Source organism: Solimonas flava DSM 18980, assembly GCF_000426685.1.
Lineage (GTDB): Bacteria > Pseudomonadota > Gammaproteobacteria > Nevskiales > Nevskiaceae > Solimonas > Solimonas flava.
In genome coordinates this window covers 51,585-77,526 of sequence record NZ_AUFV01000013.1, presented here as the reverse complement: position 1 = coordinate 77,526, position 25,942 = coordinate 51,585, and the positions used below count along the sequence as shown (strand labels likewise).

Sequence of the window (25,942 nt, the reverse complement as noted above, 5' to 3'; positions counted from 1 at the left end):
GCTACATTTGCTCGTTCGGCGCGTGCGCCACGCCGCTGCTGACGGCCTGCGTGTGGCCGTTGTAGACCACTCGCATGCCTTGCATCGTTCCGAACGGATCGGAGATCGACGTCGCCGAGCTGATCGCGCCGTCCGCCGTGATCGCCCCGGCGACATGCAGATTGCCCAGCACGACCGCATTGCCCTCGACCTGCGCGTCGCCGTGCACCAGCGCGTCGCCGTCGACCTCGGCATCGCCGAGCGCATGCGTGAGCGGGCTGTCGACGGTCACCTTCTCGCGCGCTTTAACGACCATTTCACCGGTCTTGAGCAGCTTCACGTAATCGCCGAAGGCGTTGTAGACCACCGTCTCGCCAGGCTCCATCCCGACGACACGCTTGCTGCCGTCGTCGCAGACGATGACGACCGGATTCGAGCGGCTGCCGCCGATGCAGATCATCAAGCCGTCGCTGCCGGGCAGCGGCACCGAGCTGAAGCCGAACTGCTGCAGGCGCTGCACGCCGTCGAGCGTCTCCGGCCGCTTGCCGTCGACGGCGCGGCCGGTGAGCTGCACGGTCTGGATCTTCGTCGCGTCGTTGACGGCCGCGATGCGCACGCGCGTGGCCAGCATCGACACCTGCCGACCGATCGGCGAGACGAGCTGGCGCACCAGGCGCTCGACGAACTGGCTGACGCGGCGCGCGTCCATCACTGCAGGCCCGCCTCGGCGGGATCGACTTCGCGCAGCTTCAGCGGCTTGTAGGCGTCCCGCGGCACTACGTCCAGCTGCGTGATCTCGCCGCCCTGCGTGTCGAGCGTGTAGGTGACGGTGGCGATCAGGTAATCGCCGTCGAAGCGCGCCCACGGGTCGCGCACGCTCACCAGGGTGTTCGGCTGCCACGGCCGCGCACCGTCGAGCCAGCCGCGCACGGTGTAGCGCACGCGCTGGCCAGCCGCCGCGCGCGTGGCGCTCGTCCAGGCCGCGAGCTGCGCCGCGCCGCCGGCGTCGGTCGCATCCTGCGCGTCGATGATCAGCAGGCGGCCGGCGCGCACGTCGCGGTCGATTGCAGTGCCGAGCACCTGCTGCGCTGTCTCGCCATCGTTGTAGTCGCTCTGCCGGTCCTGCGCGATCACGCGGTAAGAGTGGAAGCGCTCGGCGCAGCTGTCCTCGGCATCCGCTGACAGGATGTTCTCGCCGAGCACCAGCGCCGTCGCGGCGCGTGCGCTCCCCGCGCGTGTGATCAGGAGGCCGCCGGCGCTGTCCGACACCAACAGGCAGCCGCGGATGCGCGCCAGGCGCGTCAGCGCGGCCTGGCAGGTCTCGCCGAGCTGCAGGTGCTGATAGAGAAAAGGCTGCGCGGCATCGCGCGCCACGGCGGCGTCGACGCTGACCCTGATCCCGAAGGGCTTGCACAGATCCGTGGCGATCGCCTTCAGCGAGCGGTTCTGCCAGCCGCCGCCGTCGGTCGTCGCGGAGCTGTCGACGAGATCGCCAGTCGCATCGCGGCCGCGCACGATCAGCTCATGTCCGCGCGCCGAATAGCGCGGCGGCGCCGCGTCGATGAAGCCGGTGATGACGACCTGGTCGTCGATCAGCACGGTGCACGTCTTGCCGCGAAGCACCGGCAGCGGCTGCGCCGGCTTGGCGATCGCCCAGCGGTCCGCGCAGGTGACCTCGAACGCGCCGGCGAGCTGCTCGATGCCGCGCGTCACGGTGACGGCCTTCCAGCCTTCGTAGCGCGTGCCGTCGACGAGGAGGGTCAGCGTGCTCATCGACGCCACCGCGCGAGCTGCTTGATGAGCCATCGCGGCAGGTCGCTCATGGCGTCAGCACCTCAAGCTCCACACCGCCGCTGACGAAGCCCGGATGCACGATGGCATTGCGGGCGATCAGCTCCTCGGCGTTGTCCTCGACGGACGTAGCGCCGTACAGCCGATGCGCGATGACGAGCGCCGGCAGCGTTTCCGAGGGCGTGTATCGCGTGATGCGCGCGAGGTCGGCGGCGCGCTCGCCCACGTCCGTCGCGACGGCCGCGCGCAGCGACTGCAGCGCGGCGAACGTCGCATCGTCGGCGGTGTAGGACACCGCGTCGATCTCGTCGCCGACGATCCTGATCGCCGCCTGCGCCTCGTCGTAGCTCGCGTACTCGCTGCTCGCCGTCAGCTCGGCCCGGCGGATCGCGATCGTCTCGCGGAACAGCCGATTGATCGTGTCCTGATTGGCGGCCGCGCCGCTGCCGCTCACGGTTACCGACGGCGAGCGGTCGAACAGGCTGGAGAGATCGGATGCACGGCCGATGTTGCTGGCAAGCCCGCCGAACATCAGCGCCAGATCCGCCGGCAGCCCCACGAGATCGCCAAGCACCGTTCGCGCGCCGCGGACCGGGTCCAGCAAGGCCGTGATGAGGCGCAGCTCGACGCTCGTCGCGCCGATTCGCACCTCGCTGATCCGCGCCGCGATGCTGCCGAGCGCATCCTGCAGCACGTCGATCGCCGACTCGCGCTCGATCGCGTCCGCAACGGAGAATGTCTCCGCGAAGTTGTCCTGCGCCGCGACGTTGGCGTCGGCGGCGAGCGCCTGCGTCAGCGCCTGCGTGTCGATCGAGCTGGCCGGCCGCGTGACGCCGTCGTCGAGCACGAACGAGACCGAGAACGTCGCCATCCCGCCTTCGCGGCTCGACTCCGTGCAGCTGTAGTCGCCGTCGAGCGACACCTGCAGACGGCCGCGGTAGGGATGCACCAGTTCGCCCGGCCCCGGCGCCTCAAGCGCCGCTTCGAGCGCGTCGCGGCCGGACATGTAATCCGGGCCGACGACGAACAGCTCCAGCGAGAAGCGCCGCGGCCCGCGGCCGAGATCCTCGTTCTCGTTGCGATCGCTCTGCGGATACTCGTGCGTGACGGACTTGCGGCCCGCGCGCTTCGAGGCCGAATCGATCTCGAAGGGTGCGCCGCGAAACGAACCACGCTGGAGGGAGTCACGCCAGGCCATGCGGCGCAGGATCGCGCGCGCGCAATGGCGGAACAGCCGGGGAAATGTTTCCCCTCGCCGCTACTGGCCGAGCGGCGCGAGCAGCGGGCCGGTGCCGGTCTGCACCTGCAGATCCCAATTGTCCGAGCTGTCGATGCCGACCACCCGCGCGCGGCCGCTCTGAGTGATCTCGATCCGCAGCCGCCCGGTCATCTCTGGTGGCGCAGCGCCCGCTGCACGATCGCGGGTCAGATAGGCCGGCAACGGCATCGCATCGGCGCTGGGAGACCAGACACTCTTCAGTGCGCCCATGCGCCGAATGCGCGCCTGTACGGACGGATCGCGCAAGCGCGCAGCGGCATCCGGCGTCAGCTCGACGCCGGCGCTATTACGCACCGTGTTGGCGTCCTCCCATCCCGGAATCCGATTCAGCCCGCGGTTGACGAGATTGGTGCCGATGAGGATCGAGCCCGCTGCGATGATCATCTGCGGAAGCACCGCCATCGCCGCGGCGGCAAGGCCGCCGCCCGCGATCACCCGTGCCGCAGCGGCACCGGCAGCGCCCGCAACTGCTGCATCACTGGCGCCGCCGCCCACGCCGCCGCCGGGCCAGTTCGTCACGAACACCGGCGTGCCCAGGCCCATCTGCTGCACGAGCTGACCCTGCGCGATGCCGCCGGCGGTGCCCACAGCATCGCCAAGCAGCCGCCCACTGGTACCGAGCCGACCGAGTAATGTCTTTCCGCCAAGTGCGAGCGCGCCCAGCGCCGCGACTTCCGCGACCGTTGCCACCGCGCCGCCGGTCTTGCCGAACCCGCCTTCCGATACCGGCTTCAGCTGCGCTTCGACGACGTTCGCGAAGACGCGGTTGATCGGTTGGGCGAAGGCGTCGCCGGCTTCGCGCATCAGCGTTTTCAGGCGGCGGCTCTGGTCCACCGCGTTGCGCAGCGCGTCCGGCAGATCGCGCGCGATCGTCCCATCGGCATCGCGGATCTGTTTGGCCATCTCGCGCCAGGTCGAAAGCGTGGCGCCGGACAGCAGCGTGCGCAGGCCGCGTTGCGTGTCGAGGTCGGTCTGGCCGAAGGCGCGAAAGATGAATCGCGCCCGGTCCTGGTCGTTGTTCAGCTTCTGATAGCGCTGTGCAATGTCGCTCAGCACGTCGACGGGATCGCGAGCGCTTTTATCCGCATTGAAGAATTTGACGCCTGTCGCCCGCGTCGCGTTCTTCTGATAGTTGAGGTTGTAAAAGAGGCGCAGCGTGCTGTCGGCCAGCGTCGAGAGCCGCTCAGGGTTGCGCTCAAACTGAGAGAGCGCCTCCACGTAACCGAGCGTGTCGGCGAACTGCAGATTCGCGCTTTTTGCGTTCACGCCAATGCGCGCGAAGATGCCGGAGAGGTTCTCCAGCTCGGCGTTGCCGAGGCGGCCTGCCTGCGTCATCTGGTCGAGCAGCTGCGTGGCGATGCCCGGCTGCGACAGGTCGAAGCCGTACGAACTGGCGGCAACCGTCAGGCCACCAGCCAGCACGTCCTCGCTCGCGCCGGTAACGGCCGAGGCCGGATTGATCGCGCGGATCGCGGCCAGTGCCTGTTTCCACTGCAGGCCGGCCTGAATCAGGTTGTTGAAGCCACCTTTCAGCGATTCGAGCGGACGGCCAGTATCGCTCGCCATGTCGAAGATGGCGCCGCGCAGCTCGCGCATCTGGTCGATCGTTCCGCCAGCGGTCTGGCGGATCTGCGTCAGATCCTTGTCGAGCTGCGCGGAGAGGCGCTGATTGGCAAGCAAGCTGATGCCGAGGCCCAGCTGCGCGAGTCGGCTCTGCAGACCGCCGAACATGCGATCGAGCCGCAGACCATCGCGCTCCATGCCGCGCGTCGTGGTACTCCACGTCTGGCCGAAGCGCCGCGTGTTGGATTCGAGGCCATGCGATTCGAGATAGAGGCGAAGCGCGACGTCGAGATAGCGATTGCTCATGTCAATCGTTCTCCGCGAGCAACTTGATGTAGCGGCGTAGCCGCGTGATCGGCATGGCCATCAGCTCCCGCTCGGACCAGTGCGTCTTGGTGGCGAGCATCAGCACCGCATGGAGGTCGGCGGAGCGGCGCTCCGCTACGCTTCCCCCAGCTTCTCGGCCTCCAGCTGCGCCGCGCGAAGCAACGCGAAATCGGTCGGCTTCATCTTGCGCAGCATGCCGAGCACGAACGGACCTTCGAAGGTTCCGATCCGCACTAGCTGCCGGCAGATCAACGCACCGGAGAAGCCGAGCGGCTGGTTGGGGGTCACCTCCGCCTCGGCGTCGAACATGTCGCCCGTCGTCGCCTCGCGCAGCTCGAACTCCTTGTGCACGACATCGCCGATCTTCAAACCGTGCTTGAGCGTGCCTTTGACGGTGACGTTGCTCATCAGCCGTGCTCCTCGGCCGGCTCGCCTTCGAGCTGGAAGCGGATCTCGCCATTGGAGAGCTGCGGAGTGCCGACAGTCCACGCCTTGGGCACGGTGTAGATCTTGCCGGTGTCGTACTCCACGGTCAGCGTCGCGTCGCGCCACGCGGCGATCTCGGCGACAGACACGTCCGCCGTCGCGACGACAGACGCTTCGAGGCGCGAGGGATTGAGCTGATCGCCCCAGTGCGCGCCGTAGGCGCTCATCTTGGTCTGCGCGATGACGCCGCCCGGGTCGAAGGTCGGGTTCGGCATCGTGTCGAAGAGCTTGCCGTTGACCCTGATGCGGGCGCGATTGGCGTGCTGTGCCATGTGTTTCTCCTGGGATCGGTACGGCTCAGCCGACCGGCTCGACCAGCACCGCCTGCACGCGGAGCTGGTTGATGAAGTCCGGCGGGAAGTAGAGGTTGGCGCGGTTCGGATTCTCGGTATCGATCTCCGACGAAACTTCGGCCTTGAACTTCTCGAACGCGGCGCCGCCCTCGTACCAGCCCTCATCGATATAGAGCTTGTAGAACGCGATGGCCTCGCTGTTCAGCGTGCTCGGCGTGATCACGTTCTTGCCGGTGCTGCCGTTCTGGCCGAGCTTCGTGCCGCCGAGCTTCACACCCAGCAGGCGAATGCCGTAGCGCGTCTGCGCCCACAGGTTGACGCGGCACACGTCGAACCAGCTGCGCAGATCCGGCGCGCCGTAATCATTGGTGCGGTAGCTCGTGACGAAGTACTCCGCGCGCACCACGCCGCTCTCGTCGGTGATCAGCGTGCCCACGCCACCGGCCAGCAGCTGCTGACGATCGGTGATGCTGCGGCGCTCGCCGTCCGGCTTCGACAGCAGCTCGGGCATCTCCTGACGGTTCTCCGGCAAGCCGGGGTCCTGCTGCGCGAGCGTGGCGGAGACGCTGCACGCGAAGGCGGCGCTCTTCCACTTCGGCGACAGCGAGTCGTTGTCGACGGGCGCGATGAACTGGCAGTTGCGGCCGCTCGCCCAGGTCAGCTCGTTCTCGATGGTGTCTTCGAGGCCGACGAACGCCACGCCCTCGATCTGCGGGATCGGGCCATTGCGGCGAAGCAGCTCGGTCTTCAGCGCCGTCATGTTCGCGGTGTCGGACCAGCCGATCGCCATGCGCGTGTACCACGCGTTCGGGATCGCGGCGATCGCGTCGGCGATATCCGGATTGCCGGTGCCGGCGGTGAGCGCGCTGATGGCGACCGTCAGCCCCGCCGGCAGGCGCTCGTCCGAGTAGCGATTGAGCGTGCAGCTGATCTCGCCGGCGTCGATGCCGCCGTGCCGCGCGGTGAGCGTGACGACGCCCAGCGCAGCGCTCGCGTCGACGTGGCGCAGATCATCCGCGTTGATCGCCGTGGCGATCGCCGCTGCAATCGTCGTCACCGTCGCCGCCGCCGCGGCATTCACCGCGTAGCGGCGACCGCCGATGTAGAGGTAGACCGTGCCGGCCGCGGTGGGCGAGCCGGTGAGCGTTACGGTGCGCGTGCTCTGCGTCGCACCGGCCGCATCGGCCAGCGGCAGCAGCCACACCGGCACGCTGTACGTCGCGGCGAGCGCGGCGATCGCCATGTGATGCAACTGCGAGCCACGGCCGCAGAGCCGGCCGGCCTGGTCGGCGCTGGTGACGAGCACCGGCACGGCTTCCGTCGCGGTACCGGCGGCGAGCTTCTGTCCGACCAGCAGCATCTTCTGCGGCACGATCGAAGTGACCGGCTGCGCGCGGCGCGTGCTGATCTCGACGTACGTGCCCGGCACGTAGAAATTGGTCGGGAACTGCGTGAATGAAATCTCGCTCATGGCGACTCCTGGGAAATGGTGACGTCCTGCTGGTTGTCGATGGCCTCGTCGGCCGGGGCGAAGTCGTAATCGACATGCAGCAGCGTGAAGTCCGCCGGCTGCGCGCCGTTGGTCTCGGCTTCGGCCAGCGCGAGCCACTGCGACCACGTGACGACGCCCAGCGTGAGCCCCGCGCCGCCGGTCGGGCTGCTGTAGCGGTTGCGGTAGACCGGCTTCTCCGGCGCGCGCGCATCGGTGCCGGTGATCAGCGCGTTGGTCTTGTAGATGGCGACGAGCAGGCCGCCGAGCACCAGGTTCATCTGGTCGCGCGACATGGCCTTGCCGTCCTTCGTGATGATGTACGCCGCGAAGTCCGCCATGCCGTGCGTGCGCGCCGCGTCGTCGTCTGTGTAGCCCAGCAGCGCCACACGCACGCACGGCGCCGGGAACGAGTTGCGCACGATCTCCGCAAGCTCGAACGGACCGTGATGCGACGCCACCTCCACGCGCTCCGGCATCAGCGGCCGCAGCGCCGCGACGATCGCCTCGCGATGGTCGTAGAGCGAGCGCGCCATTACGGAAGCCTCCGCATGCTGGTGCGCGTGAAGACGCGCGGCTCGGCCGTCACCAGAATCTCGCCGCCCTTCACCTCGCCGGCGTCGCCGGTCTGCGGCTCGTCGACGGGCGCCAGGCCGAGGCCCGCCGTGCCCTTCGCCACTTGGCGAAGAAACGCGATCGCGTCCTCGTAGCGCTGGCGCAGCTCGGTGGTCAGCGCATCCGCCGCGCGCGCGCCGCGGTAGATCGCGATGTCGCCGCAGATCTGCACGCCCCACGTCGGCGGCGTCGGCAGCGGCAGCGAGTAGCGCTGGCCGATGTAGCCGTCCATCTCGCCAGAGGCGTCGGCGATGCAGCGATCCATTGCCACCTCGTCGAGCACCTGGTCGCGATCGCGATCGAAGACGCTGTAAATCAGGTCTTCGGATTCACGGTCGAGCAGGTCTTGGCGGGTGGCGTAGGGCATGGCTCAAGGCGCCTGGCGCACATGCTTGCCGAGAGCAAGCGCCTCGGCTTCGGTGAGATCGATCGGCGCACCGTCGCGAAAGCGCTTGGCCCCACGCCACAGCTCGCCCACCACCACGTGCGAGCCCTTCGGCGCCGGCACGCTGGCCGGCGCCTCCGGGGTGCTGCGCTCGCTCACACGGTGTGCGGTGACGTCGGCCTTGGCGCTCTTCAACGGCATGGCGTTTACTTCGCAGCCTTCTTCGGCGCTTCGGCGATTTCGGCTTCGGCCTCGACGGCGACCAGCATCGGCTCGCTCTTCAGCGCCTCGATCTGCTCCTTCTTGAGATCGGCGATCGGCAGATCGACAGACGCCGAGCCGAACGTGATGCCAGCGCGGCGGAAGCCTTCGCGCTTGGCGGTGACACGGAGAACTTTCTGGGTGGCCATGCTGGTGTCCTTTCATGAGGCCCGCCCCGGCGAGAGGCTCGATCGCCGGGGCGGGGCTTCTGCATGGGCTCGGGCGCGCTAAATCGAGCTTCAACGCGCCTTCAACTGCGCCCCGTCTCTTCGGGTTGAATCCCTTACTGCAGGTAGTCGGCGACGACCACCTTCACGGCGTTGAAGTGCGTGTTGCTATCGCCGCCGTTGATGAGCTGCGTTTCGAAGATGCTCTTCGCCGTGCTCTCCAGAGACGGCGGCACGATGACGTGCGTCGGCTTGACGCCGAGCAGCTGGCCCTCGTCCGACTTGAAAGCGCGCATCGCGGCGCGCGCGGCATCGAAGGCGGTGGCGTCGAGCGTCTGCTTGGAGCCGTAGAGCATCTGCCAGAAGCCGAAGCCCACGTTGAGGCGGCCATCGACGCCGCAGAGGAAGCGGTCGGTCTTGAAGACCTCCGAGTCGTTGAGGTCGTTAATCGTGCGGAAGTCGTACTCGCGGCGCTTCTGCAGGATCAGCGGCTTCAGCGGGCGCGAGAGGTCCGCCAGGAACCACGCGGTGCCGGAGCCGCCGCCGTGGTTGCTGACGCTGGTGATCGCCGTCTGGCCGGGGATGCCGACCGGATGGTCGGTGTCGACCATGTACTGGCCGTCGTAGCACGGCGTGGTGAACGCGGCAGCGAGCAGCGCCCAGACCAGCGTGTCCGGATGCACGGCCGCGCTGCGGCCCATCTCCTCGAAGATGGTCTTGTAGACGCCCATCTTGTCGTCTTCGATCTCGTCGCGCTCGACGCCGACGGTCGACTCGAACTTGCGGTTCTTGACCGTGTAGTCGTGCGTCGCCATCTGCTTGATGACGCGATCACCGAGCCACTCGCGCAGCATCGGGAACTTGCCGAGCCAGGCGTAGTGCTCTTCGCTCGTGCTGCTGGAGACGACAGTCGCGATCAGCGGCCACTGCGCCTGCACGCCGGCGAAGCCGGACTGGAACGACGTCTGGAAGCCGCGGAACAGATCGGCGATGTTCTGACGGTTGATGATCATGGATTCTTGCTCCTGGATTCCTGGGGCGGGCCGATCAGCGGATTTCGACGTACACGCCGTCGCTGTCGACGTCGAGGATGCGGCCGGCCTTGCTGCGCGTGCCGGTGCCGTCGGTCTTCGCGACCGTCTGGTCATCGACGATGTAGCAGTCGTCGCCGATCTCGGCGCGCGTGATGGCGTCCGTGCTCGCGCTGTTCGCGAAAAGGAAGACGCCCGCCTCCGACTCGACGCGCAGATCGCCGGCCGAGCCGGCGCTGTTGTCGACCGTGTAGCGGCACACGCCGCGCGCGATCAGCGTGGTGGCGGTGGCGCCGGGCGTCGCGTTGCCGGACGCGTCGAGGCATACGAGTGCGCCCTGGTAGAACTTCTTGGCCGCGGCGGCCGGGTCATTGCGGAATTTGCCTTCACGGCGCGGCGTGGCGCGTTCGGCGGCGAGTGCGGTCATGGTCGTGCTCTCTTGGGTGGCGAACGGGCTGCGTTACTGCGCAGCGGTGAGGGTCTTGGCGTAGTCGTCCTCGGAGAGGCCGAGCTGACGGCAGATGGCGCGCTGGTTGTCGCTCAGCTTCGCCTTGCCGTCGGCACCGACCGGCGGCTTGGTGACTTCATCGCCGGAGACGATCACCGGCGTGGCGGCGATGTAAGAGCGGAACTTTTCGAGGCCGCCCTCCTGCATGCACATCGCGCGGTGGTAGTCCTTCGTCGCCGGCGTGATCTTGCCGGCCTTCAGCGCGGCATCGATCTCGGCGTCCACTTCTTTCTCGCGCTGCGCGTTCGCCTGCTCGGCGAGCTTCTGCTCGGCGTTCGTGGCGCGCGCAGTGGCGGCATCGAAGTCGGCGCGCGGGACGAACTTGGCGAGGTCCGGCGTCTGAGCCGCGTTGAGCGCAGTCTGCAGCTCGGACTTCTTGCCGTTGATGGCCGTGATGCATTCGGCCTCGGTGGCCGTCTCGGCAAGGCCAAGGGCGGCGGCGATCGCTTTCAGGGACATGAGTTCTTCCTCGCTGCTTTGGCGGTTGTTCAGCGCCAGATTGAAATTCGGGTCGTTCACGAGCCCGGCCGACGTCACCTTGCGGATCTCGCCGGTCGTCTTAAGGTGCGCGAAAACGGGGGAGATGAATCGATACTTCCTGCCCTGCAGCCGTTCGATGCCCTCGGGCGTCCAGTCGATGCGGCCCCATACAGCGCCGTTACGCGCCTGCAGCTCCTCAATCCAGCCGAACGCCGGCGACTCCTCGCCTTTCGGTGCGCGCAGCTCGGTGGAATGGTTGACGTCGACGGGCAGCCGCAGATCGAAATTCGCCGCGACGGCGGCGGCGTCACGCATGAGCCAGTTGCGGCCGTCGCGGCCGACCACGCGGCCGGAAGCATCCGGCGCCGGGATCAGCTCGACCCATTCGGGAACAGTGCCGTCGGTCGGCAGCGCGAAGCAGAAGGCGCGGATGACGTCGCCGTCGCCCGCGCTCGCGTTCAGCGAGCGCTGAAGAGCTTCTTCATGGCTGGCGTCGTCGACGGACTGGCGGGTGCGGTTCTGCATGACGCGGCCAGTGTCGGTCGCGCGCGCGCATCAAACAGCCGGGGAAATGTTTCGCCCCGCGCGAGGCGGGGCGAAGTCATAACCTAACTGCAGAAAGCCTCAACGGGTAGTGAGCACCAGCGTCTCCAACTTCTGGTTCGCCGCCTTGAGTTGCGCGCTGGCCAGACGCATCAGGCAGTGCAGCTCCTCTGCCAGCAGCATCGAGCAGGTGCTGTTGGCGCGCGCATCGTTCATCAGCGCCAGCGAGGCCACGGCATCCAGCGCGCCGGCTACCGTGGAAAGTTCATTGACCGCGTCCTGCACGTCGTGTGCCGACACCACTTCCGGCAGCGGGCTCATGACACACCGCCTTCGCCGAGCTGCCGCGCGGCCTCGTGCTCGGCGATGCTATCCAGCGCCTGGGCCAGCGTCGGCTTCGGTGGCTCAGCATCGTAAGAGGCGTTGCGCGGGTATTTGCCGTTGACCAGCAGGCTCACCGTGCCGCCGCTGATGCGTAGCAGTCGGGCGATGCTGGTCTGCGGCATGCCCTGCGCCTTCAATTCCAGCACGGCCTTCTCCACCTCAGGCGTGACCTTGGCATGGCCACGCTGGTTGACTTCCAGCAGCTCGATGTAGCGCGCCGTGACTTCCAGCTTGGCGGCCTGCTGTACGGAGATTCGAGTGAGATCGGCCATGTGGCCGGCCATCGCCTCCATGTGCTGCTCGATGCGGGCGATGCCGGCAGGCGGCTGCGCCGCTGCTGTTTGTCCGCTCCAGTGCCTCCACAGCACCTCGTCGCATTCGGCCTGATAGCGCTCCAGCTTCGGGCGGACGTGCGGCGCGACCTTGCCGGGCTTGATGCTGTACAGCCAGGCGGGGAGCTTGCGCAGCGGCATGGTGAGGGATGCCTGCATGCCGCCAGCTGTAGGTATGGTGATTTCCACCACACCCCAGCGCGGCCGCATCGCGTCGAGTCGCTGGCGCTGACTGCTCCAGTCGAGCCCGAGCGCGGTCGCAATCGGCTTGCAGGCCACGAACGGCTGGTCCTGATGGTTTATGAGATCGAGAGTGTCGCCATCGAAAGCGACGGGTAGAAGGGCTTGGCCCATATGCTGTGCTCCTACGGATGAGATATAAGCCAGCCCGTCACCTTTCGACGGGTGACGTGATGGCGGTCGGGAGGTTCGAAACCGTCCGTAGGCGGCGGGCGTATTCCCCCTCTCGGGGTGTTTTATTAGCCGCCCTCCCGACCAAAACCGTCGGGCACAACAAGGCCACCTTTCGGGGTGGCCTTCCGCTACGGACGAGGTTTCGACGCCTCGGAGCGGATGTTGCGCCCTTGCGAATTCGTGTGTCAACGTGGCGCCGCCACGCATGGAGAAATGAGGTATGAGCACTGAAGCGATCATCGGCATCGTCAGCATGGCGATCGTCGCCGGCATCGTGCTCTTCGTACGCTTCTACCGGGACCGCTGGGCCAGTTGGCCGACGCTCGATGAGTACTGGCGCGAGCATCCGGAATGCAAATCCGCGGGCGGAGTGAAGTGCTATCGCTGCAGTTCCGCTGACCTTGCGCAGCGAGGCTGGGCGCGCAACAGCGATGCGCGGCGGATTCACATCTGCAACCAGTGCAGTACGCCCCTGTACCGCACAGCCATTGGCGACTGGAGCTAGCTGCACTTTCACGCCGCCCCGAACAAATCCGGCTGCCGGTCCTGCCACTCGCGCGCGTCGTGGCCGCGGCGGATGTTCTGGACCTGCCGGCTCGTGAGGCGGTACATCACGGCCAGCTCCATGAGGCTGTGCTCGGTATCGGCGCGGATCTGCGCGTCGCGCGTCTGCTGGACGATCTTGTCCGCCTTGGGCAGCGTCACTTCGGGCACGCCGCCGAACTCGCGGTAGAACGCCTCGGCGGCTTCCTTGCCGATGATGTCGGCGAGCACATGGCGATCGCGCCGGCCGCGCTCGCCGCCGAGATAAAAGCGCGTGCCGCCGCGCGCTTCGAGCAGCTGCAGGGTCGCCGGCAGGCCGAGCGCGCGAACCAGCCGCCGCAGCATCGGCGGCAGCGGGGCGAGGTCGACGGTGGCCGGCGTGTGCTTCATGCGTCGCCGGGCTGCGCGTCTGCGCGGCGCTTTGCATCGCGCCAGAGTGCCGCTATCAGGGCGCGCCGCTGCGCGGCGTCGGCGAATTCGATGCGCTCCACGCGGCCGGAGGTCATGTGCCGCAGGATGCCTTCGGCGTATTCCCACGGCCGGCCGGCATCGGCCAGCAGCGCTTCGATCTTGCGCAGATCCCTGCGGTCCGCGGCTTCGAGGTTGTGCGGCCGCCGGCCGCGATCGCGTGCGCCGACGTGGGCCTGCAGATGCGCGATGACCTTGCGCCGCCCATGCTCATCGAGCTGGGCCGAGGACTCGACGCGGCCGTTGGCCCACAGCATCGCGCGATACTGCTCGTCGCTGAGGCCGAGCTTGGCCTTGAGGATATGGATCTTGCCAAGCTCGACGTTGCGGGCCGGCTTTCTCGCTTTCGCGCCGCTCATGGCTTCGGCTCCGGGCGCGAGGTCAGATGCCAGCCCGCGCAGTGCGTGCAGTAGTACGGCAGCTGCCGGCGCTTGCGGAACTTAAGCACGCGTGCGGCGCCGCGCCTGGCGCGCTCCTCGGTCTCGTAGCGCCGCTTGCTCGGGCAGCCGCGGACCCACAGCTGCAGGCGCAGCGCTTCGCCCTGGCGCTGGTCAGCGAGGATCTTCAGTGCGTCCATCAGGTCTTCAGCCTCAGTTGGCCGGCGAGATCCGGCAGGCTGACGCGCTGCATCGCGGCCGCCTGCGTCAGAGAGGTCATCGCGCGGTCGTGCAAAAACTGGACGGTGCGCAGCAGCTCGGCTTCGTCGGCGGCGATGTAGTAGCCGACCGACGGGTGCCCGCAGATGTGCTCGCCCTCGCGGCGCATCTCTTCGATCAGATGGCGCAGCTGGCGCTCCAGGCCGGCCGAGGTCTCGCCGCAGATCTCGGCGACCAGGTCACACGCGCGCACGCCGTTCTGCTCGCCGGTATGCATGGCGAGCGCGAAGAGCACGGAATCGCGGGTGAGCGGGCGCGTCATGGGCGGTTCTCCGGCGCGGTCCGCGCGCGGCAGGCCGGCTGCCGGCCGGCAATGCCGCTGAGGCCGTTAAATTGGCCTTTAAAAATCGCTCTGGGCGCGCGGACCGCCGCTTGCCGCACCGGCGCGGCAAAACGCGCCTGAGGGCCGTTTTTGGGGCTCATGCCGAATCGGGCGGATGCGCGGGTCATTTGCGGAGCCGCTGCCAGTTGGCGATTGCGCGCTCGACCACCGCGGGGCTGAAGGCGCGGAGCAGCTGCCGCGCATCGTCGTCATCCAGCTCGCGGCCCTTCATCCGGTCCGACGTGGCCGCCGCGACCAGCGCGGCCGTCGCGGTGCGCACATGAGCGGCCTGCAGCTGCTGGCGCTCCTCGTCCAGCTCCTCGCCGATGCCGGCGACGAGCGATGCACCGTCACGCCTGCCGCCGAGCCGCTGCGCGTTGGCCTGCCGCTGCTGCTCGCGCGCGTCCTCGGCCTGGCGCTCCGCCTTGTCGGCTTCGCCGGCGATGATCTCCAGCAGGTAGCCGTGGCCTTTCAGTGGCAGCTGCAGGTTCTGGTTGCCGAGCATGCTGTCGATCGCGGAGACCCATGCCGCCGCCGGCGCCGGCCAGTCGCGGCCGTTGCGGCGGACGGTGCCGGCGGCGATCAGCGGCTCCAGTTCTTCGAGAATCCGCCGCCCCTTGCGGAACGTCAGCACATGCTTGGCCGGCGCGTGCAGACGCAGGTAGCGCTGCACCGCATCGCTCACCTCCGGCGGCAGCTTGCCGAGCAGCCGGCCGACGACGCGCGCATCCATGTCGTTCGCAAACGCTTCGAACATGCCGTAGCAGCCGCAGCTCGGGCACACGAAGCGCATGGGGGCGGATGGAGTGGTCATACCGAGCTACTGCCGCACCGGTCCCGTGACAGCCGGCTTCGGCTCGACCTGCTCCGGCAGCTGCAGGAACTTGCTGCTGGTAAGCTTGCGCGTGACGCTCATCGCGTCGACCTCGACCTTAGCGCTGTTGATGATCGTCTGCGCCACGTCGGCGATCACGCGAGCGCGGTCCAGCGCCATCGGCTCCTCCTTGTCGGCGAGCGCTTCGAGCGTTGCGAACAGGTGATTGCGCAAATCATCGATCTTGTTCTGCATGAGAGTCTCCGGATGAAAGCCTGTTGATTCGGCGAACGAGCGCGCCGCGTAGCTGGATCGCCAGTCCGATCTCTTTCGGATAGCGGTTGTGGTAGCTGTTGCGCCGCATAAGCTCGGCGCGCGTGATCAGTTCGAGGCCGTCAACCGTGATCTCGGCTTCGACGAGAGAATCGCGGCCCTGCTTGAACACCACGGCATGGCCGGGCGGCACAGCGCCATTCGCTTCTTCCCAGACCAGCCGCGCGACAGCTCTCCAGCGCAGCGCCGGCTTCAGCGATTGGTCATCGCTGATCTTCCTTTCAAGATAGGGGTGCTTGCCGCGGTTGATGCGCAACGCGCCAATGGGCTGGTAGTTCCGCGCTTCGGTCGCTGTCCGGCCCTTCTTGAACTGCGTTTCGCGCATACGGCCTCGGGTCCAGCCGGGGCGGCGCAGACCCTTGTTCGGAGGCGTGGTGCCCGGCTTGATGCGAGTCGCGATCATCCGCGGATCGGTCAACGCACACCGCCGCGATACTTCCGCTGCCAGTGCCTTGCCGATCTCGCTCTTATGCAGCCCTAGACTGTTGGCCTTTGCGAACACGGCTTCGGTGCTGCAGCGGAAGTGCCGCGCAAGGTCGGCGGAAAGCTCATCCGGATAGCGCCGGCGAAGCTCCACCAGTTCCGCCTCCGTCCAGTGCTTGGCGCCGGCCTTCTTGCGGTGTAGGCCGATTTTCGTGACACGCTGACTGACTGCGTTCTCGCTGCGGCCAAGCAGCTCTGCAATGCGCACTGTCGACTCGCCCGCGAGATACAACTCGCGCAGCTTGGCGTCTGCATCGGATAGCCAGCGCCGCTTGGTCACGCCACCTCCTCCAGTTCCGTCTCGAACGGCACCACCACGAACTCCTCGCGCTGCGAGATCGTGATGCCCTTGACGCCCTTGACCGCTTCCGGTTCGGCGAGGATGGCCTACTTGTCGATCTCCACCTTCTCGCGCAGGAAGCGCGCGAGGCCGAGGCCGCGCAGCGCTTCGATGACTTTCTCGGCCGCCTTGATCGAGCAGCTCGGCGGCGTGACGCGCCAGCGGATCTCGCCGCTCGCGAGGTTCGCGGTCTTGGACTTGCCGCCGTCGGTGAGCGCGCTGCGGTTGGCCTCGCACCAGATCTGCACGCCTTCGCGCAGCTCGGTGATGCGCTCGGCGTGCGGCTGCGCCTCTTCCTCGTAGCGCTGCTTGATGGCGGCGATCTCGTCGTTCATCGCGGCCTGGATGCGCGCACGCTCCCGCTGCAGGCGGCCGATCTCGGCGATGTCTTCGACCGTCTGGTCGCGGGTCTGCGGGACGTACTTCTGCGCGGTGGCCTTCACGCGCGCTGCGTTGGTCTTTGCCATGTGGATGCCTCGGTCAGGGAGTGAGCGCGGTCGGCAGCGCGTCGACGTGCTTGACGGCGGCGCGGGCGACGCGGTAGTTGTGGATCGCCAGCCGGCGCTCGATCACGCAGGCGGCGTTGGTGTTGCTCCAGTAGCGCTGCACGTCGTAACGCAGCCACGACGGGACCAGCGCCCAGTGCTCGGGGCACATCGCCTGGTCGTTGTTCAGCTCGGCGCCGCAGCCGGCGCAGGGGCATTGGTGATTCATGCGAGGGCTCCCGCCGGCGCCGCCGGCATGTGGGCGATGAAAGAGCGCAGCGTCTGCACGTCGATCGCGCCGAGGCGGATCTCGATCTCGCCCTTGGCGATCACGAGTTCGCCGGTGTTCCAGATCGCGTAGCGCGCGCCGTGGGGTTGTGTCATCTGCTGCTTGCGGTGCAGCGCAGCGCCGAGCTGGCCCTCGGCGATGGGTGCCGCGCCGGCCTGCGCAAGCTCGCTGCGGATCATGCGGACGTGATACTTGACCGTCGGCCTCGCGAGGCCCAGCCGCGATGCGATCTCGGCGATCGTCAGATCCGGCTCGCTGCCGAGGAGATCGGCAATCGCTGTGCGCTGCGCACCGGTCGCGCCGCGCGCCGGCCGCGGCTCGTCCTGCGCCTGCGCATGGCGCCAGTAGTCGCTCGCGTGCGAGCGCTTGTGCTCGATGACTCCCTCGACCTTGAGCTTGTCGAGCATCGCGACCACACGCACGCGCGGCTCGCCACTGCCGAGCCCGCACTGCAGGGTCGTGGTGGTCGCCCAGCTGCGCTCCTGCGCAACAACGCGCAGCAGTTGCGCGCGCAGCTGCTCTTCGGTGAGCGGAGTGGGGGCGCTCATGCGGCCCTCCGCAGCGGACGCGTGATGCGCGACCATGCGCGGCGGCAGGCGCGTGCGAAGCGGCGGCTGTCGCGGTAGAGGTCGGCCAGGATCATCGCCAGCAGCAGCCCGATGATGGGCACCCACATCGGCGAGAGCGCGACAGCCCAGGTCCAATCGGTGACGCCGACGGCAGTGAGCACGACGGACGACCACGCGATCAGCGAGTACGCGGTGATGAGCCACCACGCGACGCGGCGCAGGTTCATAGCGAGGCTCCTTCCGGCAGTGCGACGTCGACGGCGCCGAACTTGCCGATGCGCAGCACCTCGCCGCACTCGACGCGCACGGCGATCTGCGTCGTGTGCAGCGGCAGCGCCCCGTGGCCGGGCTCAATATGCAGCAGCGGACGCTTGCCGCTGCCGATGCGCAGGTCCTGCTTGGCGACACGCCAGCGGCGCTCGTGCAGCTGGCGCGCGGCAGCATTGGCGATGGCGAGAGCGTCGCGGAGCTGCGAGGTCAGCACGCGCGGCGGCTGGTCGCTGGCGAGAGTGGATGCAACGGCGTTCACGGTGTCTCCTTTCCGGCGGCGACGCCGGGCTTGATGAGCGAATGCGGGCAGCCATCGCGGCAGGCGCGGAAGAGCCGCACACGGATCGAGTTGGTGTTGGCGAAGCGGGCGCGCTGGTGTTCGAGGCAGGCGTGCACGCGGATCTGGCCGAGCACGGGGCAGCCCACCTCGCTGTCCATGAACGCGCCTTTCACGGCCGCTTCGACGGCGTCATAGCGGCCGGGATACTTGCGGTTGATGACCTGGCTGATCGTGCCCGCCGAGTAGCGCAGCTTGTCCGCAGCGCGGCGTTGCGAGGTGGCGTCGCACTGCTCGGCAAGCAACAGCACCCAGCGCGGCAGCTCGTCGCCCCATGCGGCCTGTGCGGCCGCTGCGTGCTGGCCGCTCATGCCGCGCTCCGCGGCCAGACCACGCGGCCGAGGTTGGGGTCGTAGACCTGCTTGATGTTCTGGATCTGCGGCGCGCGGGGCCCGCTGTAGAGCGCGGGCACGATGTGATAACGCAGGTGCCGGCCGCGCGCGGTCTTGACCGTCTCGCGGCGCAGGTAGCCGGCGCGTGTCAGGAAGAGGCAATACGTCTTCACCTCTTCGAGGCCGGCCGGTGTGCGGGTGCTCGCAGCGCGCTGCAGCTCAAGGGCGGTGAAGCTCTTGAGGATGCGCATCTGCATCCAGATGCGCTGCCGCCCGTCGCCCTGCGTCACCGGCTCGCCCTTGCGCGTGACGCGCGGAGCCTCGACGCCCACGTCCTTGAGCAGCGTGTACGTGCAGGCGCGGAACGTCATGCCGCCGTGCCCGGCCTTCTCCTGGCGCTGCGCGGTGCGCGTGAGGTAGCCGGCTTTGGTGAGGCCCTGCAGATAGCTCTCGATCGTGTGCTCGTTGATACGCGTGCAGCTCTCCAGCTGCGCGCGCGTGAAGAAGCGCAGCCTGCGGATCGCGGCCCAGATCGCATCGCGCCCCTGCGGATGCTTCTCGTCGACGACGAGGTCGACGGGCTTGCGGCCGCGCGAGTGCTTGAGGCGCACGCGCTCTTCGAGCGTCGCGACCTTCCTCACAGCTGCACTCCGCGGTTGGCTTCGCCGTTGTAGAGCGGACGGCCGGCCCACCACGCGCGCGTGGCCGGCTTGCCGTCCAGCTCCAGCAGCGCTTGCTCGGAGACCGTGAACAGGTTCTGCCCGATGCGGCCGGTGACGCCGCGCGCGTTCTCGCGGATGTGTTCGAGCAGATCGTCATCCATCTGCACGCCGTTGCCGACGAGCCGGAGCAGCGCGCGGCAGTCTGCGAGGCTCGCCGGCTGCGCGGGCACCCAGGCGAGCACGCGGCGGTGGCAGCGCTCGTACTGGCGCAGCTTGCGCTCCAGCTGCTCTTCGCCGACGAGGAGCATCGGCGCTTTGCCGGAGCCCTCGTAGATGTCACGGATCAGCTCGATGTAGCCGTGATCGACGGCCTTGTCGCCTTCGTCGATGATGAGCGGCCGCGGCCCCATACCCTGTGCGAGCGCGAGTTGCTCGGCGGCCTGCTCCGCCATGTCGGAGATGGTCTTGGCGGGCTTGACCGTCATCTCCTTGAGCAGCGCCTGCAGGAACGCTTTCTTGCCCCAGCTGTCGCGCAGCTCCAGGTAGTACGCGCGGTAGCGGCCCTGCACGTACGCGGCGGCCTGGCTCTTGCCGTAGCCGCTCGGCCCGTAGAACCCGACGATGCCCTCCAGATGCTTCGGCCGCGTCACGGCCTTTTCCATCGCGCGCATGCACTGCGCGACGTTGGTCAGCGCGAGGATGCCGGTGATGCTCTGGTTGTCTTGAGTGTCGCCCTTGGCCATGCGGTGCTCCTATTCGGCGTGCGTGCCGGTGATGTCGTGCTGCGGGAGGCGGCCGAAGGCAAGGCGCACTTTCAGCTCGCCGCGGTATTCGGCGGTGCTCTGGTACCGGCGCAGCCACTGCGCGTCGGCGTCGTTGACGTCTTCATGCGCGGCGATGCGCGCCTCGATCTGCATCGCGCGGTCGAAGCGCGCGGCGATCTGTTCTTCGGTGCTCAGCGGCTGCGGGGCATGGACGCGCGGCGCGGCGGCGGGGCGCGTCTGCAGTTCGGCGAGGATCTCGGTCGCACGGCCGTCGAGCTGCGGCGCGGCGACGGTGATGCGCGGCGCGACCGGCGGCGGCAGCGAGTGGCCGACGGCGAGCGGCGACGGCTCGGCATGGCTCGGCAGTACCGAGCGTGCGCGGGCCTCGTTCTCAGCGAGCCGCAGCAATTCGCGTTTACGCTGGCCTTCGAGCCGCTTCTGCTGCGCCTCTTCGATACGGCTCGCTGGCAGCCACGCCTTCTTCTCGACGAGACGCGCGTCGCAAATGAAGCGGCCGGAGAGGTCGAAGCACGACACGCGCTCGTCGTCGTGCAGGCTGAACTCGACGATCACCTGCCGCGTCTCGTAGTCCGCGAGCGTCGGCTCGCGGTACCAGCGGTTATCCAGGCGCACGCCCCAGCGCTGCACGGTACAGGTCTTGCGCGGACGGATCACGGCTTCGGCCGGAATCTCCAGCGGCGTCTGCTGCAGCTCGGCCCACAGTTGGTCCGGCGTCAGACCGTCCGTGCCGCTGTGCGGCTCGTTGTTCCAGGCTTCGATGTAGGCGCGGATCGCCGCGATGTATTCCTGCAGCGTCGGCAGACGCAGCAGCTTGGCTTTGACCTTGGCGCGCAGCTGGCGCAGGTCATCGTCCGTGCGCACTTTGCTGGTGTGCGTGTCGAAGCGCTTGCCGCACCGTTCCTCGAACCAGCGAAACCAGCCCTCCTGTAGGCCCTTGCCCTTGGCGTTGCCGGCGATCGCCAGCTGCGGCTGGATCGAGAACTTGGCGAGGAAGCCGGTGACCTCATCGCTGATCAAACGCGCCTTGAAGCCGGAGCCCGGATCGGTGTGCACGATGGCCGGCACGTGGTTGTGCGCGACGAGCGCCTGGCTCAGCGAGAAGAGCGTGGTCTGCGTCGACTCGCTCTCGGAGATCCACCAGCTGACGATCTTCTGCGAGCGCACGTCGATCCACGTCGTCAGCTCCGGGCGGAACGGGTGGCCGGTGTTCGGGTGCGCGACGTAGACGTCGCAGCAGTGGCCGTCGCCCTCGTACACGAAGCCGACCGGCAGCACGCTGGCATCGCGGATGACGTGCGGCTTGATGTTCTGGTTGTAGTAGTGCTGGCCGACGCGCTTGCGGCCCGTCTCCGTGCAGCTGCTCGGCGCCTTCTTGAGGTAGCGGCGCACGAGATGCTCCTGCGCGCTGTCGAAGCCCTCTTGCCGCAGCCACCACGCGACGGTGGCGTACGCCGGCTTCGTCGGGCGGTTGTACAGCTCCAGCGCGCGCGCCTCCCAGCCGTAATCCTGGCGCACGCGGCCGGTGTACTTGGGCGCGAGCGCGACGATGTTGCTGCCGCCGGTCGTGTACTGCTCCAGCCAGCGGTCGATGGTCTTCCAGCTGGGCAGGCCCTCGGCCGTGCTCGCGAGCCACTGCGCCGCGCCGCGGCGCGACACGCCCTGCTGCATGCGCGCCAGCGCAGGGCGGATGATGGCGAGGCAGCGCTCGGCTTCCATGCGCGCCCAATCAGGCAGATCGCGCAGTTGCTGCGCGGCGCTCGGCACCGCCGGCAGCTGCGGCTCGGGCCGCAGCATCGGCAGCGGGCGCGAGAACTGGAGGACGGCGGCCATGCGTCACTGCCCGGGCGACTGTAGATCGAGCGGCTGCAGCCCGAGCGACTGCAGGTGCGCCGCTTGACGCTTCAGCTGATATTCCAGGCGCGCGCGGCGGGCTTCGTCGATTCGGCTCTGTTGGTAAAAGTGCCGACCCATCCGCTCCGCTGAGTCCGAGGCTAGACCGTCCTTGCGCTTCGCGCCTCGATGCTGCGAGAGCAGGCCGTTGAGCCCCAGTTTTTGTACCGCGCGCAGCCAGCGTTCCAACGTCGCCGCCTGTGGCGCATCGGGGGTGCAGGTATGCAGCCACTCCGCAGCGGCACGAACACTGCACCCTTGATCGATACGGATCAGCGCCGGCCTCAGCAACTGATTGCGGCGTGCAGCTGCGGCGAGCGCGAGATCGACAGTAGAGAGCGACATGTCAGGCCCCCTTGCGCTTCGCGCCGCGCTTGCCGGGCGTGGTGTTCTCGCGCTCGTCCTCGCGCTGCTTGGCCTTCGACTTCGCCACCGCCACGATGCGCTCGCGCCATTCATTGAGCAGCTGCAGCTCGGGTGGCGTGAGCTGATCGTCGAGCGTGATGGCGCCGGCGACTTCATCGCCGTACTGCTCGCGCACCGCGTTCATCAGCGCGAGCGCGCGGCTGACGACGGCGCCCACGGAGACGTAGACGTTCTTCGCGGCGATGGGTTGCCACTTCGAGGCCAGCGGATGCTTCACCTCGGCAAAGAGATGCTGGCCGGCAATGGCTTCGAGATTCTCAAGGCCGAACATCATTTCGTCGCTGATAGCGAGTGCTTCGTGGCGCACGGCGCGCGCGAAGGGCGGCAGGTCCGAGTCGATGAGCGCGCGTTCGGCTTGGCGGTCGAGCTGTTCGACGCGGCCCTTGAGCATGTCTACGCGGTTCTCGGCGTTGATCCGCTTATGCTCGGACGCTTTCAAGCGCTCCTTGAGCTGCCGCACCGAGAGGCCGACAAACTCCTCCGTCTCGCCTGACTCGATGATGTCCTCGACCACTTCCGGGTCCGCCTGTGCCAGCGCGAGCACTTTGGTGTACGGCTGCGCGGCCAGCTTCTTGGCTTCCGGCTCCGGCAGGCGGCCGAGGAATTCGGAGAGCTGCATGGCATACCGCACCGAGCGCTCTTCCAGCCCGGCCTTGCGGATCGCTTCCAGGAAGCCGCCGTGTCCGATCTTGTCCTTGGCGATCTGCCAGCAACGGCCGGCGCGGGCCATCTCCATGCCCGAGCGGGAGAATGAGCGGATACCCTCCTCGAAGTAGGCGCCCGCATCCGGCAGATCCGGAACGCGCAGCAGCGCGTCCACAAATTGGACAACGTTTTCCGATTTGACCTCTGCGACTGCGGTCGCTTTCTTCGTCATGGTTTCCTCTCGCTGTTCAGAAGGCCCCGGCGGCCGTCGCCGCCGGGGAGTTGCCCGGCCGCGGGGGTGCGGCCGGACGGGGGGAGCTGTTTGTGATTGGCGCGCTCAGTGACGACGGCGAGCGTCATTAGGGCCAGCGCCTCGGCGCCGTAGTCGTCGGCCTTGCGCAACTGCTCGATTGCGTTGAGCGCCGCCGCGCGCTGCTGGTGCTGTGCGTGCGCGGCGCGCTCGCGGAGCTGCTGGGGCGTGAGCCCGCGCAGCAGTGATCGTGTGGAGTAATCCCCCATGCCCCGTCGTCCTTATGTGTGTTGTCGAGTGAGTGCGCGTTCTTCGCGCTTGATCGCGGCGCCGGCGATGCGCAGCTCGCCGATGCGCTTTGCCGCGGCCTCGTGGGCATCCATCAGCACGCGCCCCAGCGGCTGCGCCATCACGCGCAGCGGCAGGTCGCACCGCGTCGCAGCGCAGAACGCGGGGATGAAACGCGCGGGGAATTCCTTGTATTCCTGGCTCGCGGCCGTCCAGGCGTCGAGCTGGCGATAGGTGATCTTCTTGCGCAGCTCCGGCATCAGCCGGTTCATCTCGTCGACGACGCGCGAGCGCGTCATGCCCCGCTCGCGGGCGAGCTTGAGCGCGGCGGTCAGCGCCGCGAGCAGCTCGTAGTGGATGTCGAGATCCGCCGGCAGCTGGGGCTCGTCTTCCAGTCGCTGGAAGAAATCCCCTTGAATGCCGGTGAAAAGATCTGCGGTCTCTACCCGTGACGCAGCGGCCGGCTTGTGGGACGATTTGTTCATGCGGATCTCAGCTCCGACCATTTCTGGCTTTCTTCGCCCGGTAGTAGCGCTGCCTCGCTGCGCGCTGGATGGCTTGCTGCATGTCGACGCGCAGGCGCTCCAGTACTTCGCTGGCACAGCGCCATTCGCGGACGCGATCAAGGAGGTGAGCTTTGGCGTGCGGGTCGGACTCTGCGAGCGCGCGGTCGATGAGCCGCCGCTCTTCACCACTAACAGCGGCATCAGCCATGTCGATCCGCTTGAGATCGGCCTTGGAGAAGCGGATCGCAGCTGTATAGAAGGTGTCGTCGGTCATACCGAAGCTCAGGCACGCCGAGTTACTGGACGCCCACGACCATGCTCACCACGGCCCGGGAAAACTTCCTGTACGTCTTTGCCGATGGTGTCGGCGACTACCACTGCGGCGCGCAAGGAGAAGCCGTGCCCGTTGACAGTGTTCTTCATGGAGCTGCTCGGCACGCCTTTCGCGCGAGCCAGCTCAATAACGGTGTAACCCTTACGGATTAACTCGATGCGAATTTGCAGTGGCGTCATAACCGGCAACCCAATTGGCCCTGTTGGCTCGTGTTGGGCTAATGATGGTGCAGAAATCTGCACCAGTCAAGTGTCATGAGTGCAGATATCCGCCCAACTGGGGAGCGGCTGCGCGAAGAGCGCACAAGGCTTGGCTTGAGCCAGCCGGCATTCGGGGAGATAGCGGGCGCTGCAAAGCGCACAGTTATCGATTGGGAGAAGGGTGTTTCTTCGCCGACAGTGATGCAGTTATCTGCACTTATGGCCGCAGGCGTTGATGCCCTTTATGTGCTCACTGGCGTTCGGGCCGAACTCGATAGCAACTTGCGGCCTGCCATCGATGCAGCCGAAGCGGTAGCGATAGTGGTAGAGCTACTGGATGAGTTCGACCTTCAAGGGAAGTTGGCTATCGATCAGATAAGGATTCTTGCGAATTGGATCGTGGAGCAACGCGCAACGAAGGACGAGGCAAGAGCATTTGTCGCGGGGGGGCGCGCGCTATCCATTGGCCAGCTGAACAGTGCACCGACAAAGGGTGGTAAATAGCGGCGCCAGCGGCTTGATGGACCTCACAGATGGCGAGGTATAGGCGGTGCATGCTGTAACGCTTGCGCGATGGTCAGTCACAAAGTGTCCGGGAGCACGCATGAAGATCGCGATCGCGGTAGTTGTCTCACTGGCCATCGGGCTGGCGATCGGCAGCACAGCGATGTTTGAATTCGCAAAGATGCCGTCGCGTCAGGACCAACCAGGCATGCCGCAGGCGGAGATGCATGCGGAGCCGGCAACGGAGCAGGCGTCGGTAGCGGCGCCCAAAACCCATGTATATGCAGTGCGTGAAAAGCTCGAATATGGCTACGAGCGTGCGCTGAGCCAGAACGATACATCTGCCGGTACTGCAGTCGCGCCCCTGGTCATGGCCCGCTATCTCGGGAAGCGGGGAAATATCCATCAAGTCCTTGTGGGCAAGGGGGTCGGTTCAATGCTCGTTCAATGCGAGACGCCTTGTGAGTACCTCAAGATCGCCACCTACTACAACGGTCGCTATCGAGACGCGACCTTCATACGCAATGAGCCGGGCATCGTTGCGAGCGGCATCATGGACGACGCCATGAGCGGAGAACTGGAGCCGTATTACGCGGAGAACTCCTATCCGACTTACACCGGCAGATACCGCAACAAGAAGGAGATCATCACCAAGACCACACAGCGATGGTCACTGTGGGTCGACGACGATGGCAACGTCGACCGCAAGGAAATCTCGAAAGAGGTTGTCGAGGTAGCAGAGCCGTAGACGAGTAGCGCTGCCGTGCAGAGTTCGCTGCAGGGGATTCGGTGAGCCAGCCGACGAACGGTAGTCACTGCGGCTTGCATCGTGACTAGTCCCGATTTATGATGGCCTCACGGTGATCAATCACCGCCGCCCACCG

Annotated in this window: 41 protein-coding genes; 3 read left to right on the top strand and 38 right to left on the bottom strand. The window is 67.3% G+C overall.

From position 1 onward, the window contains the following. Position 1: 1 nt before the first annotated feature. From K343_RS23550 to K343_RS24130, 16 genes are all read right to left on the bottom strand, one after another. Positions 2-688, bottom strand: coding sequence for a phage baseplate assembly protein V (locus tag K343_RS23550; RefSeq protein WP_051278462.1), 687 nt, complete (start codon positions 686-688; stop codon positions 2-4). Next, on the bottom strand, positions 688-1,752 hold the full coding sequence (locus K343_RS0114470) for a phage baseplate assembly protein (protein ID WP_043112818.1): 1,065 nt from the start codon (positions 1,750-1,752) through the stop codon (positions 688-690). Before K343_RS0114470 ends, K343_RS23550 begins: the two co-directional genes overlap by 1 nt. Positions 1,753-1,798: 46 nt before the next feature. Next, positions 1,799-2,968 carry a DNA circularization protein gene (locus K343_RS0114465; protein ID WP_028008685.1) on the bottom strand — a complete coding sequence of 390 codons (1,170 nt, stop codon included), beginning with the start codon at positions 2,966-2,968 and terminating at the stop codon, positions 1,799-1,801. Positions 2,969-3,028: 60 nt separating this feature from the next. Then, positions 3,029-4,918 (bottom strand): phage tail tape measure protein, encoded by a 1,890-nt coding sequence (locus K343_RS0114460; protein ID WP_028008684.1) that lies wholly within the window; start codon positions 4,916-4,918, stop codon positions 3,029-3,031. Between the two features lie 135 nt (positions 4,919-5,053). Further along, positions 5,054-5,347, bottom strand: coding sequence for a phage tail assembly protein (locus tag K343_RS0114450; protein ID WP_028008683.1), 294 nt, complete (start codon positions 5,345-5,347; stop codon positions 5,054-5,056). Then, a complete protein-coding gene (locus tag K343_RS22300; RefSeq protein ID WP_051278460.1) occupies positions 5,347-5,697 on the bottom strand; it encodes a phage tail tube protein in 351 nt (116 codons plus the stop codon). Before K343_RS22300 ends, K343_RS0114450 begins: the two co-directional genes overlap by 1 nt. Before the next feature lie 25 nt (positions 5,698-5,722). Continuing rightward, a complete protein-coding gene (locus K343_RS22295; RefSeq protein WP_051278458.1) occupies positions 5,723-7,189 on the bottom strand; it encodes a hypothetical protein in 1,467 nt (488 codons plus the stop codon). Next, positions 7,186-7,743, bottom strand: coding sequence for a hypothetical protein (locus tag K343_RS0114435; RefSeq protein ID WP_028008682.1), 558 nt, complete (start codon positions 7,741-7,743; stop codon positions 7,186-7,188). The genes K343_RS22295 and K343_RS0114435 overlap by 4 nt, the downstream gene beginning before the upstream one ends. Beyond that, positions 7,743-8,189, bottom strand: coding sequence for a gp436 family protein (locus K343_RS0114430; protein ID WP_028008681.1), 447 nt, complete (start codon positions 8,187-8,189; stop codon positions 7,743-7,745). Before K343_RS0114430 ends, K343_RS0114435 begins: the two co-directional genes overlap by 1 nt. Positions 8,190-8,192: 3 nt before the next feature. Next, positions 8,193-8,408 (bottom strand): hypothetical protein, encoded by a 216-nt coding sequence (locus K343_RS0114425; protein WP_028008680.1) that lies wholly within the window; start codon positions 8,406-8,408, stop codon positions 8,193-8,195. A 5-nt stretch (positions 8,409-8,413) separates the two neighbouring features. Continuing rightward, positions 8,414-8,617, bottom strand: coding sequence for an HI1506-related protein (locus tag K343_RS22290; RefSeq protein ID WP_043112816.1), 204 nt, complete (start codon positions 8,615-8,617; stop codon positions 8,414-8,416). Positions 8,618-8,751: 134 nt separating this feature from the next. Next, the gene (locus K343_RS0114415; RefSeq protein WP_028008679.1) at positions 8,752-9,648 is read right to left on the bottom strand and encodes a Mu-like prophage major head subunit gpT family protein; all 897 of its coding nucleotides are present in this window, start codon (positions 9,646-9,648) and stop codon (positions 8,752-8,754) included. A 34-nt stretch (positions 9,649-9,682) separates the two neighbouring features. Then, a complete protein-coding gene (locus K343_RS0114410) occupies positions 9,683-10,093 on the bottom strand; it encodes a hypothetical protein (protein ID WP_028008678.1) in 411 nt (136 codons plus the stop codon). Positions 10,094-10,126: 33 nt separating this feature from the next. After that, positions 10,127-11,179 (bottom strand): phage protease, encoded by a 1,053-nt coding sequence (locus tag K343_RS0114405; RefSeq protein ID WP_051278456.1) that lies wholly within the window; start codon positions 11,177-11,179, stop codon positions 10,127-10,129. Positions 11,180-11,278: 99 nt separating this feature from the next. Beyond that, on the bottom strand, positions 11,279-11,518 hold the full coding sequence (locus K343_RS0114400) for a hypothetical protein (RefSeq protein WP_028008676.1): 240 nt from the start codon (positions 11,516-11,518) through the stop codon (positions 11,279-11,281). Next, complete coding sequence (locus K343_RS24130; RefSeq protein ID WP_161628900.1) at positions 11,515-12,267, bottom strand: phage antirepressor N-terminal domain-containing protein; 753 nt, start codon at positions 12,265-12,267, stop codon at positions 11,515-11,517. The genes K343_RS0114400 and K343_RS24130 overlap by 4 nt, the downstream gene beginning before the upstream one ends. A 280-nt stretch (positions 12,268-12,547) precedes the next feature. Here K343_RS24130 and K343_RS22280 point away from each other — a divergent pair, with 280 nt between their 5' ends. Further along, positions 12,548-12,832 (top strand): hypothetical protein, encoded by a 285-nt coding sequence (locus tag K343_RS22280; RefSeq protein WP_051278452.1) that lies wholly within the window; start codon positions 12,548-12,550, stop codon positions 12,830-12,832. A gap of 8 nt (positions 12,833-12,840) precedes the next feature. Here K343_RS22280 and K343_RS23540 read toward each other — a convergent pair whose 3' ends face one another. The 22 genes from K343_RS23540 to K343_RS25315 form a co-directional block, all read right to left on the bottom strand. Then, positions 12,841-13,260, bottom strand: a complete 420-nt coding sequence (locus tag K343_RS23540) for a Mor transcription activator family protein (RefSeq protein WP_051278450.1) — start codon at positions 13,258-13,260, stop codon at positions 12,841-12,843. Further along, the gene (locus K343_RS0114380; RefSeq protein WP_028008675.1) at positions 13,257-13,697 is read right to left on the bottom strand and encodes a phage protein GemA/Gp16 family protein; all 441 of its coding nucleotides are present in this window, start codon (positions 13,695-13,697) and stop codon (positions 13,257-13,259) included. Before K343_RS0114380 ends, K343_RS23540 begins: the two co-directional genes overlap by 4 nt. Beyond that, complete coding sequence (locus tag K343_RS0114375; protein WP_028008674.1) at positions 13,694-13,915, bottom strand: hypothetical protein; 222 nt, start codon at positions 13,913-13,915, stop codon at positions 13,694-13,696. The genes K343_RS0114380 and K343_RS0114375 overlap by 4 nt, the downstream gene beginning before the upstream one ends. Beyond that, on the bottom strand, positions 13,915-14,256 hold the full coding sequence (locus K343_RS0114370; RefSeq protein ID WP_028008673.1) for a hypothetical protein: 342 nt from the start codon (positions 14,254-14,256) through the stop codon (positions 13,915-13,917). Before K343_RS0114370 ends, K343_RS0114375 begins: the two co-directional genes overlap by 1 nt. 184 nt (positions 14,257-14,440) lie before the next feature. Next, on the bottom strand, positions 14,441-15,130 hold the full coding sequence (locus tag K343_RS23535; protein ID WP_154662588.1) for an HI_1489 N-terminal domain-containing protein: 690 nt from the start codon (positions 15,128-15,130) through the stop codon (positions 14,441-14,443). Between the two features lie 6 nt (positions 15,131-15,136). Next, positions 15,137-15,385, bottom strand: coding sequence for a hypothetical protein (locus K343_RS0114360; protein ID WP_028008672.1), 249 nt, complete (start codon positions 15,383-15,385; stop codon positions 15,137-15,139). Further along, positions 15,366-16,226: a hypothetical protein gene (locus K343_RS22265; RefSeq protein WP_211226280.1), complete on the bottom strand. Its 861-nt coding sequence runs from the start codon at positions 16,224-16,226 to the stop codon at positions 15,366-15,368. The genes K343_RS0114360 and K343_RS22265 overlap by 20 nt, the downstream gene beginning before the upstream one ends. 107 nt (positions 16,227-16,333) lie before the next feature. Then, positions 16,334-16,753 (bottom strand): host-nuclease inhibitor Gam family protein, encoded by a 420-nt coding sequence (locus K343_RS22260; protein ID WP_211226278.1) that lies wholly within the window; start codon positions 16,751-16,753, stop codon positions 16,334-16,336. A gap of 13 nt (positions 16,754-16,766) precedes the next feature. After that, entirely contained in the window at positions 16,767-17,000 is a 234-nt protein-coding gene (locus tag K343_RS0114345; RefSeq protein WP_028008671.1) for a hypothetical protein, read from the bottom strand. Further along, on the bottom strand, positions 16,997-17,608 hold the full coding sequence (locus K343_RS24800) for a winged helix-turn-helix domain-containing protein (RefSeq protein WP_043112814.1): 612 nt from the start codon (positions 17,606-17,608) through the stop codon (positions 16,997-16,999). The genes K343_RS0114345 and K343_RS24800 overlap by 4 nt, the downstream gene beginning before the upstream one ends. Continuing rightward, positions 17,605-17,856, bottom strand: coding sequence for a hypothetical protein (locus tag K343_RS24795; protein WP_028008669.1), 252 nt, complete (start codon positions 17,854-17,856; stop codon positions 17,605-17,607). The genes K343_RS24800 and K343_RS24795 overlap by 4 nt, the downstream gene beginning before the upstream one ends. After that, positions 17,853-18,158 carry a hypothetical protein gene (locus tag K343_RS24790; protein ID WP_028008668.1) on the bottom strand — a complete coding sequence of 102 codons (306 nt, stop codon included), beginning with the start codon at positions 18,156-18,158 and terminating at the stop codon, positions 17,853-17,855. The genes K343_RS24795 and K343_RS24790 overlap by 4 nt, the downstream gene beginning before the upstream one ends. After that, the gene (locus tag K343_RS0114325) at positions 18,155-18,547 is read right to left on the bottom strand and encodes a hypothetical protein (RefSeq protein ID WP_028008667.1); all 393 of its coding nucleotides are present in this window, start codon (positions 18,545-18,547) and stop codon (positions 18,155-18,157) included. Before K343_RS0114325 ends, K343_RS24790 begins: the two co-directional genes overlap by 4 nt. Beyond that, on the bottom strand, positions 18,544-19,209 hold the full coding sequence (locus K343_RS0114320; RefSeq protein ID WP_028008666.1) for a hypothetical protein: 666 nt from the start codon (positions 19,207-19,209) through the stop codon (positions 18,544-18,546). Before K343_RS0114320 ends, K343_RS0114325 begins: the two co-directional genes overlap by 4 nt. Then, a complete protein-coding gene (locus tag K343_RS0114315; RefSeq protein ID WP_028008665.1) occupies positions 19,206-19,973 on the bottom strand; it encodes an AAA family ATPase in 768 nt (255 codons plus the stop codon). The genes K343_RS0114320 and K343_RS0114315 overlap by 4 nt, the downstream gene beginning before the upstream one ends. A gap of 9 nt (positions 19,974-19,982) precedes the next feature. Next, a complete protein-coding gene (locus tag K343_RS22255; protein WP_051278447.1) occupies positions 19,983-21,845 on the bottom strand; it encodes a Mu transposase C-terminal domain-containing protein in 1,863 nt (620 codons plus the stop codon). 3 nt (positions 21,846-21,848) lie between these two features. Further along, positions 21,849-22,250, bottom strand: a complete 402-nt coding sequence (locus K343_RS0114305) for a hypothetical protein (RefSeq protein WP_028008664.1) — start codon at positions 22,248-22,250, stop codon at positions 21,849-21,851. A 1-nt stretch (position 22,251) separates the two neighbouring features. Beyond that, positions 22,252-23,208 carry a hypothetical protein gene (locus K343_RS0114300; RefSeq protein ID WP_154662586.1) on the bottom strand — a complete coding sequence of 319 codons (957 nt, stop codon included), beginning with the start codon at positions 23,206-23,208 and terminating at the stop codon, positions 22,252-22,254. After that, the gene (locus K343_RS0114295) at positions 23,205-23,495 is read right to left on the bottom strand and encodes a hypothetical protein (protein ID WP_028008662.1); all 291 of its coding nucleotides are present in this window, start codon (positions 23,493-23,495) and stop codon (positions 23,205-23,207) included. The genes K343_RS0114300 and K343_RS0114295 overlap by 4 nt, the downstream gene beginning before the upstream one ends. 12 nt (positions 23,496-23,507) lie before the next feature. Then, positions 23,508-23,999: a hypothetical protein gene (locus K343_RS0114290; RefSeq protein ID WP_028008661.1), complete on the bottom strand. Its 492-nt coding sequence runs from the start codon at positions 23,997-23,999 to the stop codon at positions 23,508-23,510. Between the two features lie 7 nt (positions 24,000-24,006). Further along, entirely contained in the window at positions 24,007-24,294 is a 288-nt protein-coding gene (locus K343_RS0114285; RefSeq protein WP_028008660.1) for a hypothetical protein, read from the bottom strand. A gap of 8 nt (positions 24,295-24,302) precedes the next feature. Continuing rightward, a complete protein-coding gene (locus K343_RS25315) occupies positions 24,303-24,533 on the bottom strand; it encodes a helix-turn-helix domain-containing protein (RefSeq protein ID WP_084615905.1) in 231 nt (76 codons plus the stop codon). A 75-nt stretch (positions 24,534-24,608) separates the two neighbouring features. Here K343_RS25315 and K343_RS24605 point away from each other — a divergent pair, with 75 nt between their 5' ends. Both K343_RS24605 and K343_RS0114270 read left to right on the top strand, forming a co-directional pair. Further along, positions 24,609-25,058, top strand: a complete 450-nt coding sequence (locus K343_RS24605; RefSeq protein ID WP_154662585.1) for a helix-turn-helix domain-containing protein — start codon at positions 24,609-24,611, stop codon at positions 25,056-25,058. Between the two features lie 100 nt (positions 25,059-25,158). Continuing rightward, the gene (locus K343_RS0114270; protein WP_028008659.1) at positions 25,159-25,806 is read left to right on the top strand and encodes a hypothetical protein; all 648 of its coding nucleotides are present in this window, start codon (positions 25,159-25,161) and stop codon (positions 25,804-25,806) included. Positions 25,807-25,942: the final 136 nt, after the last annotated feature.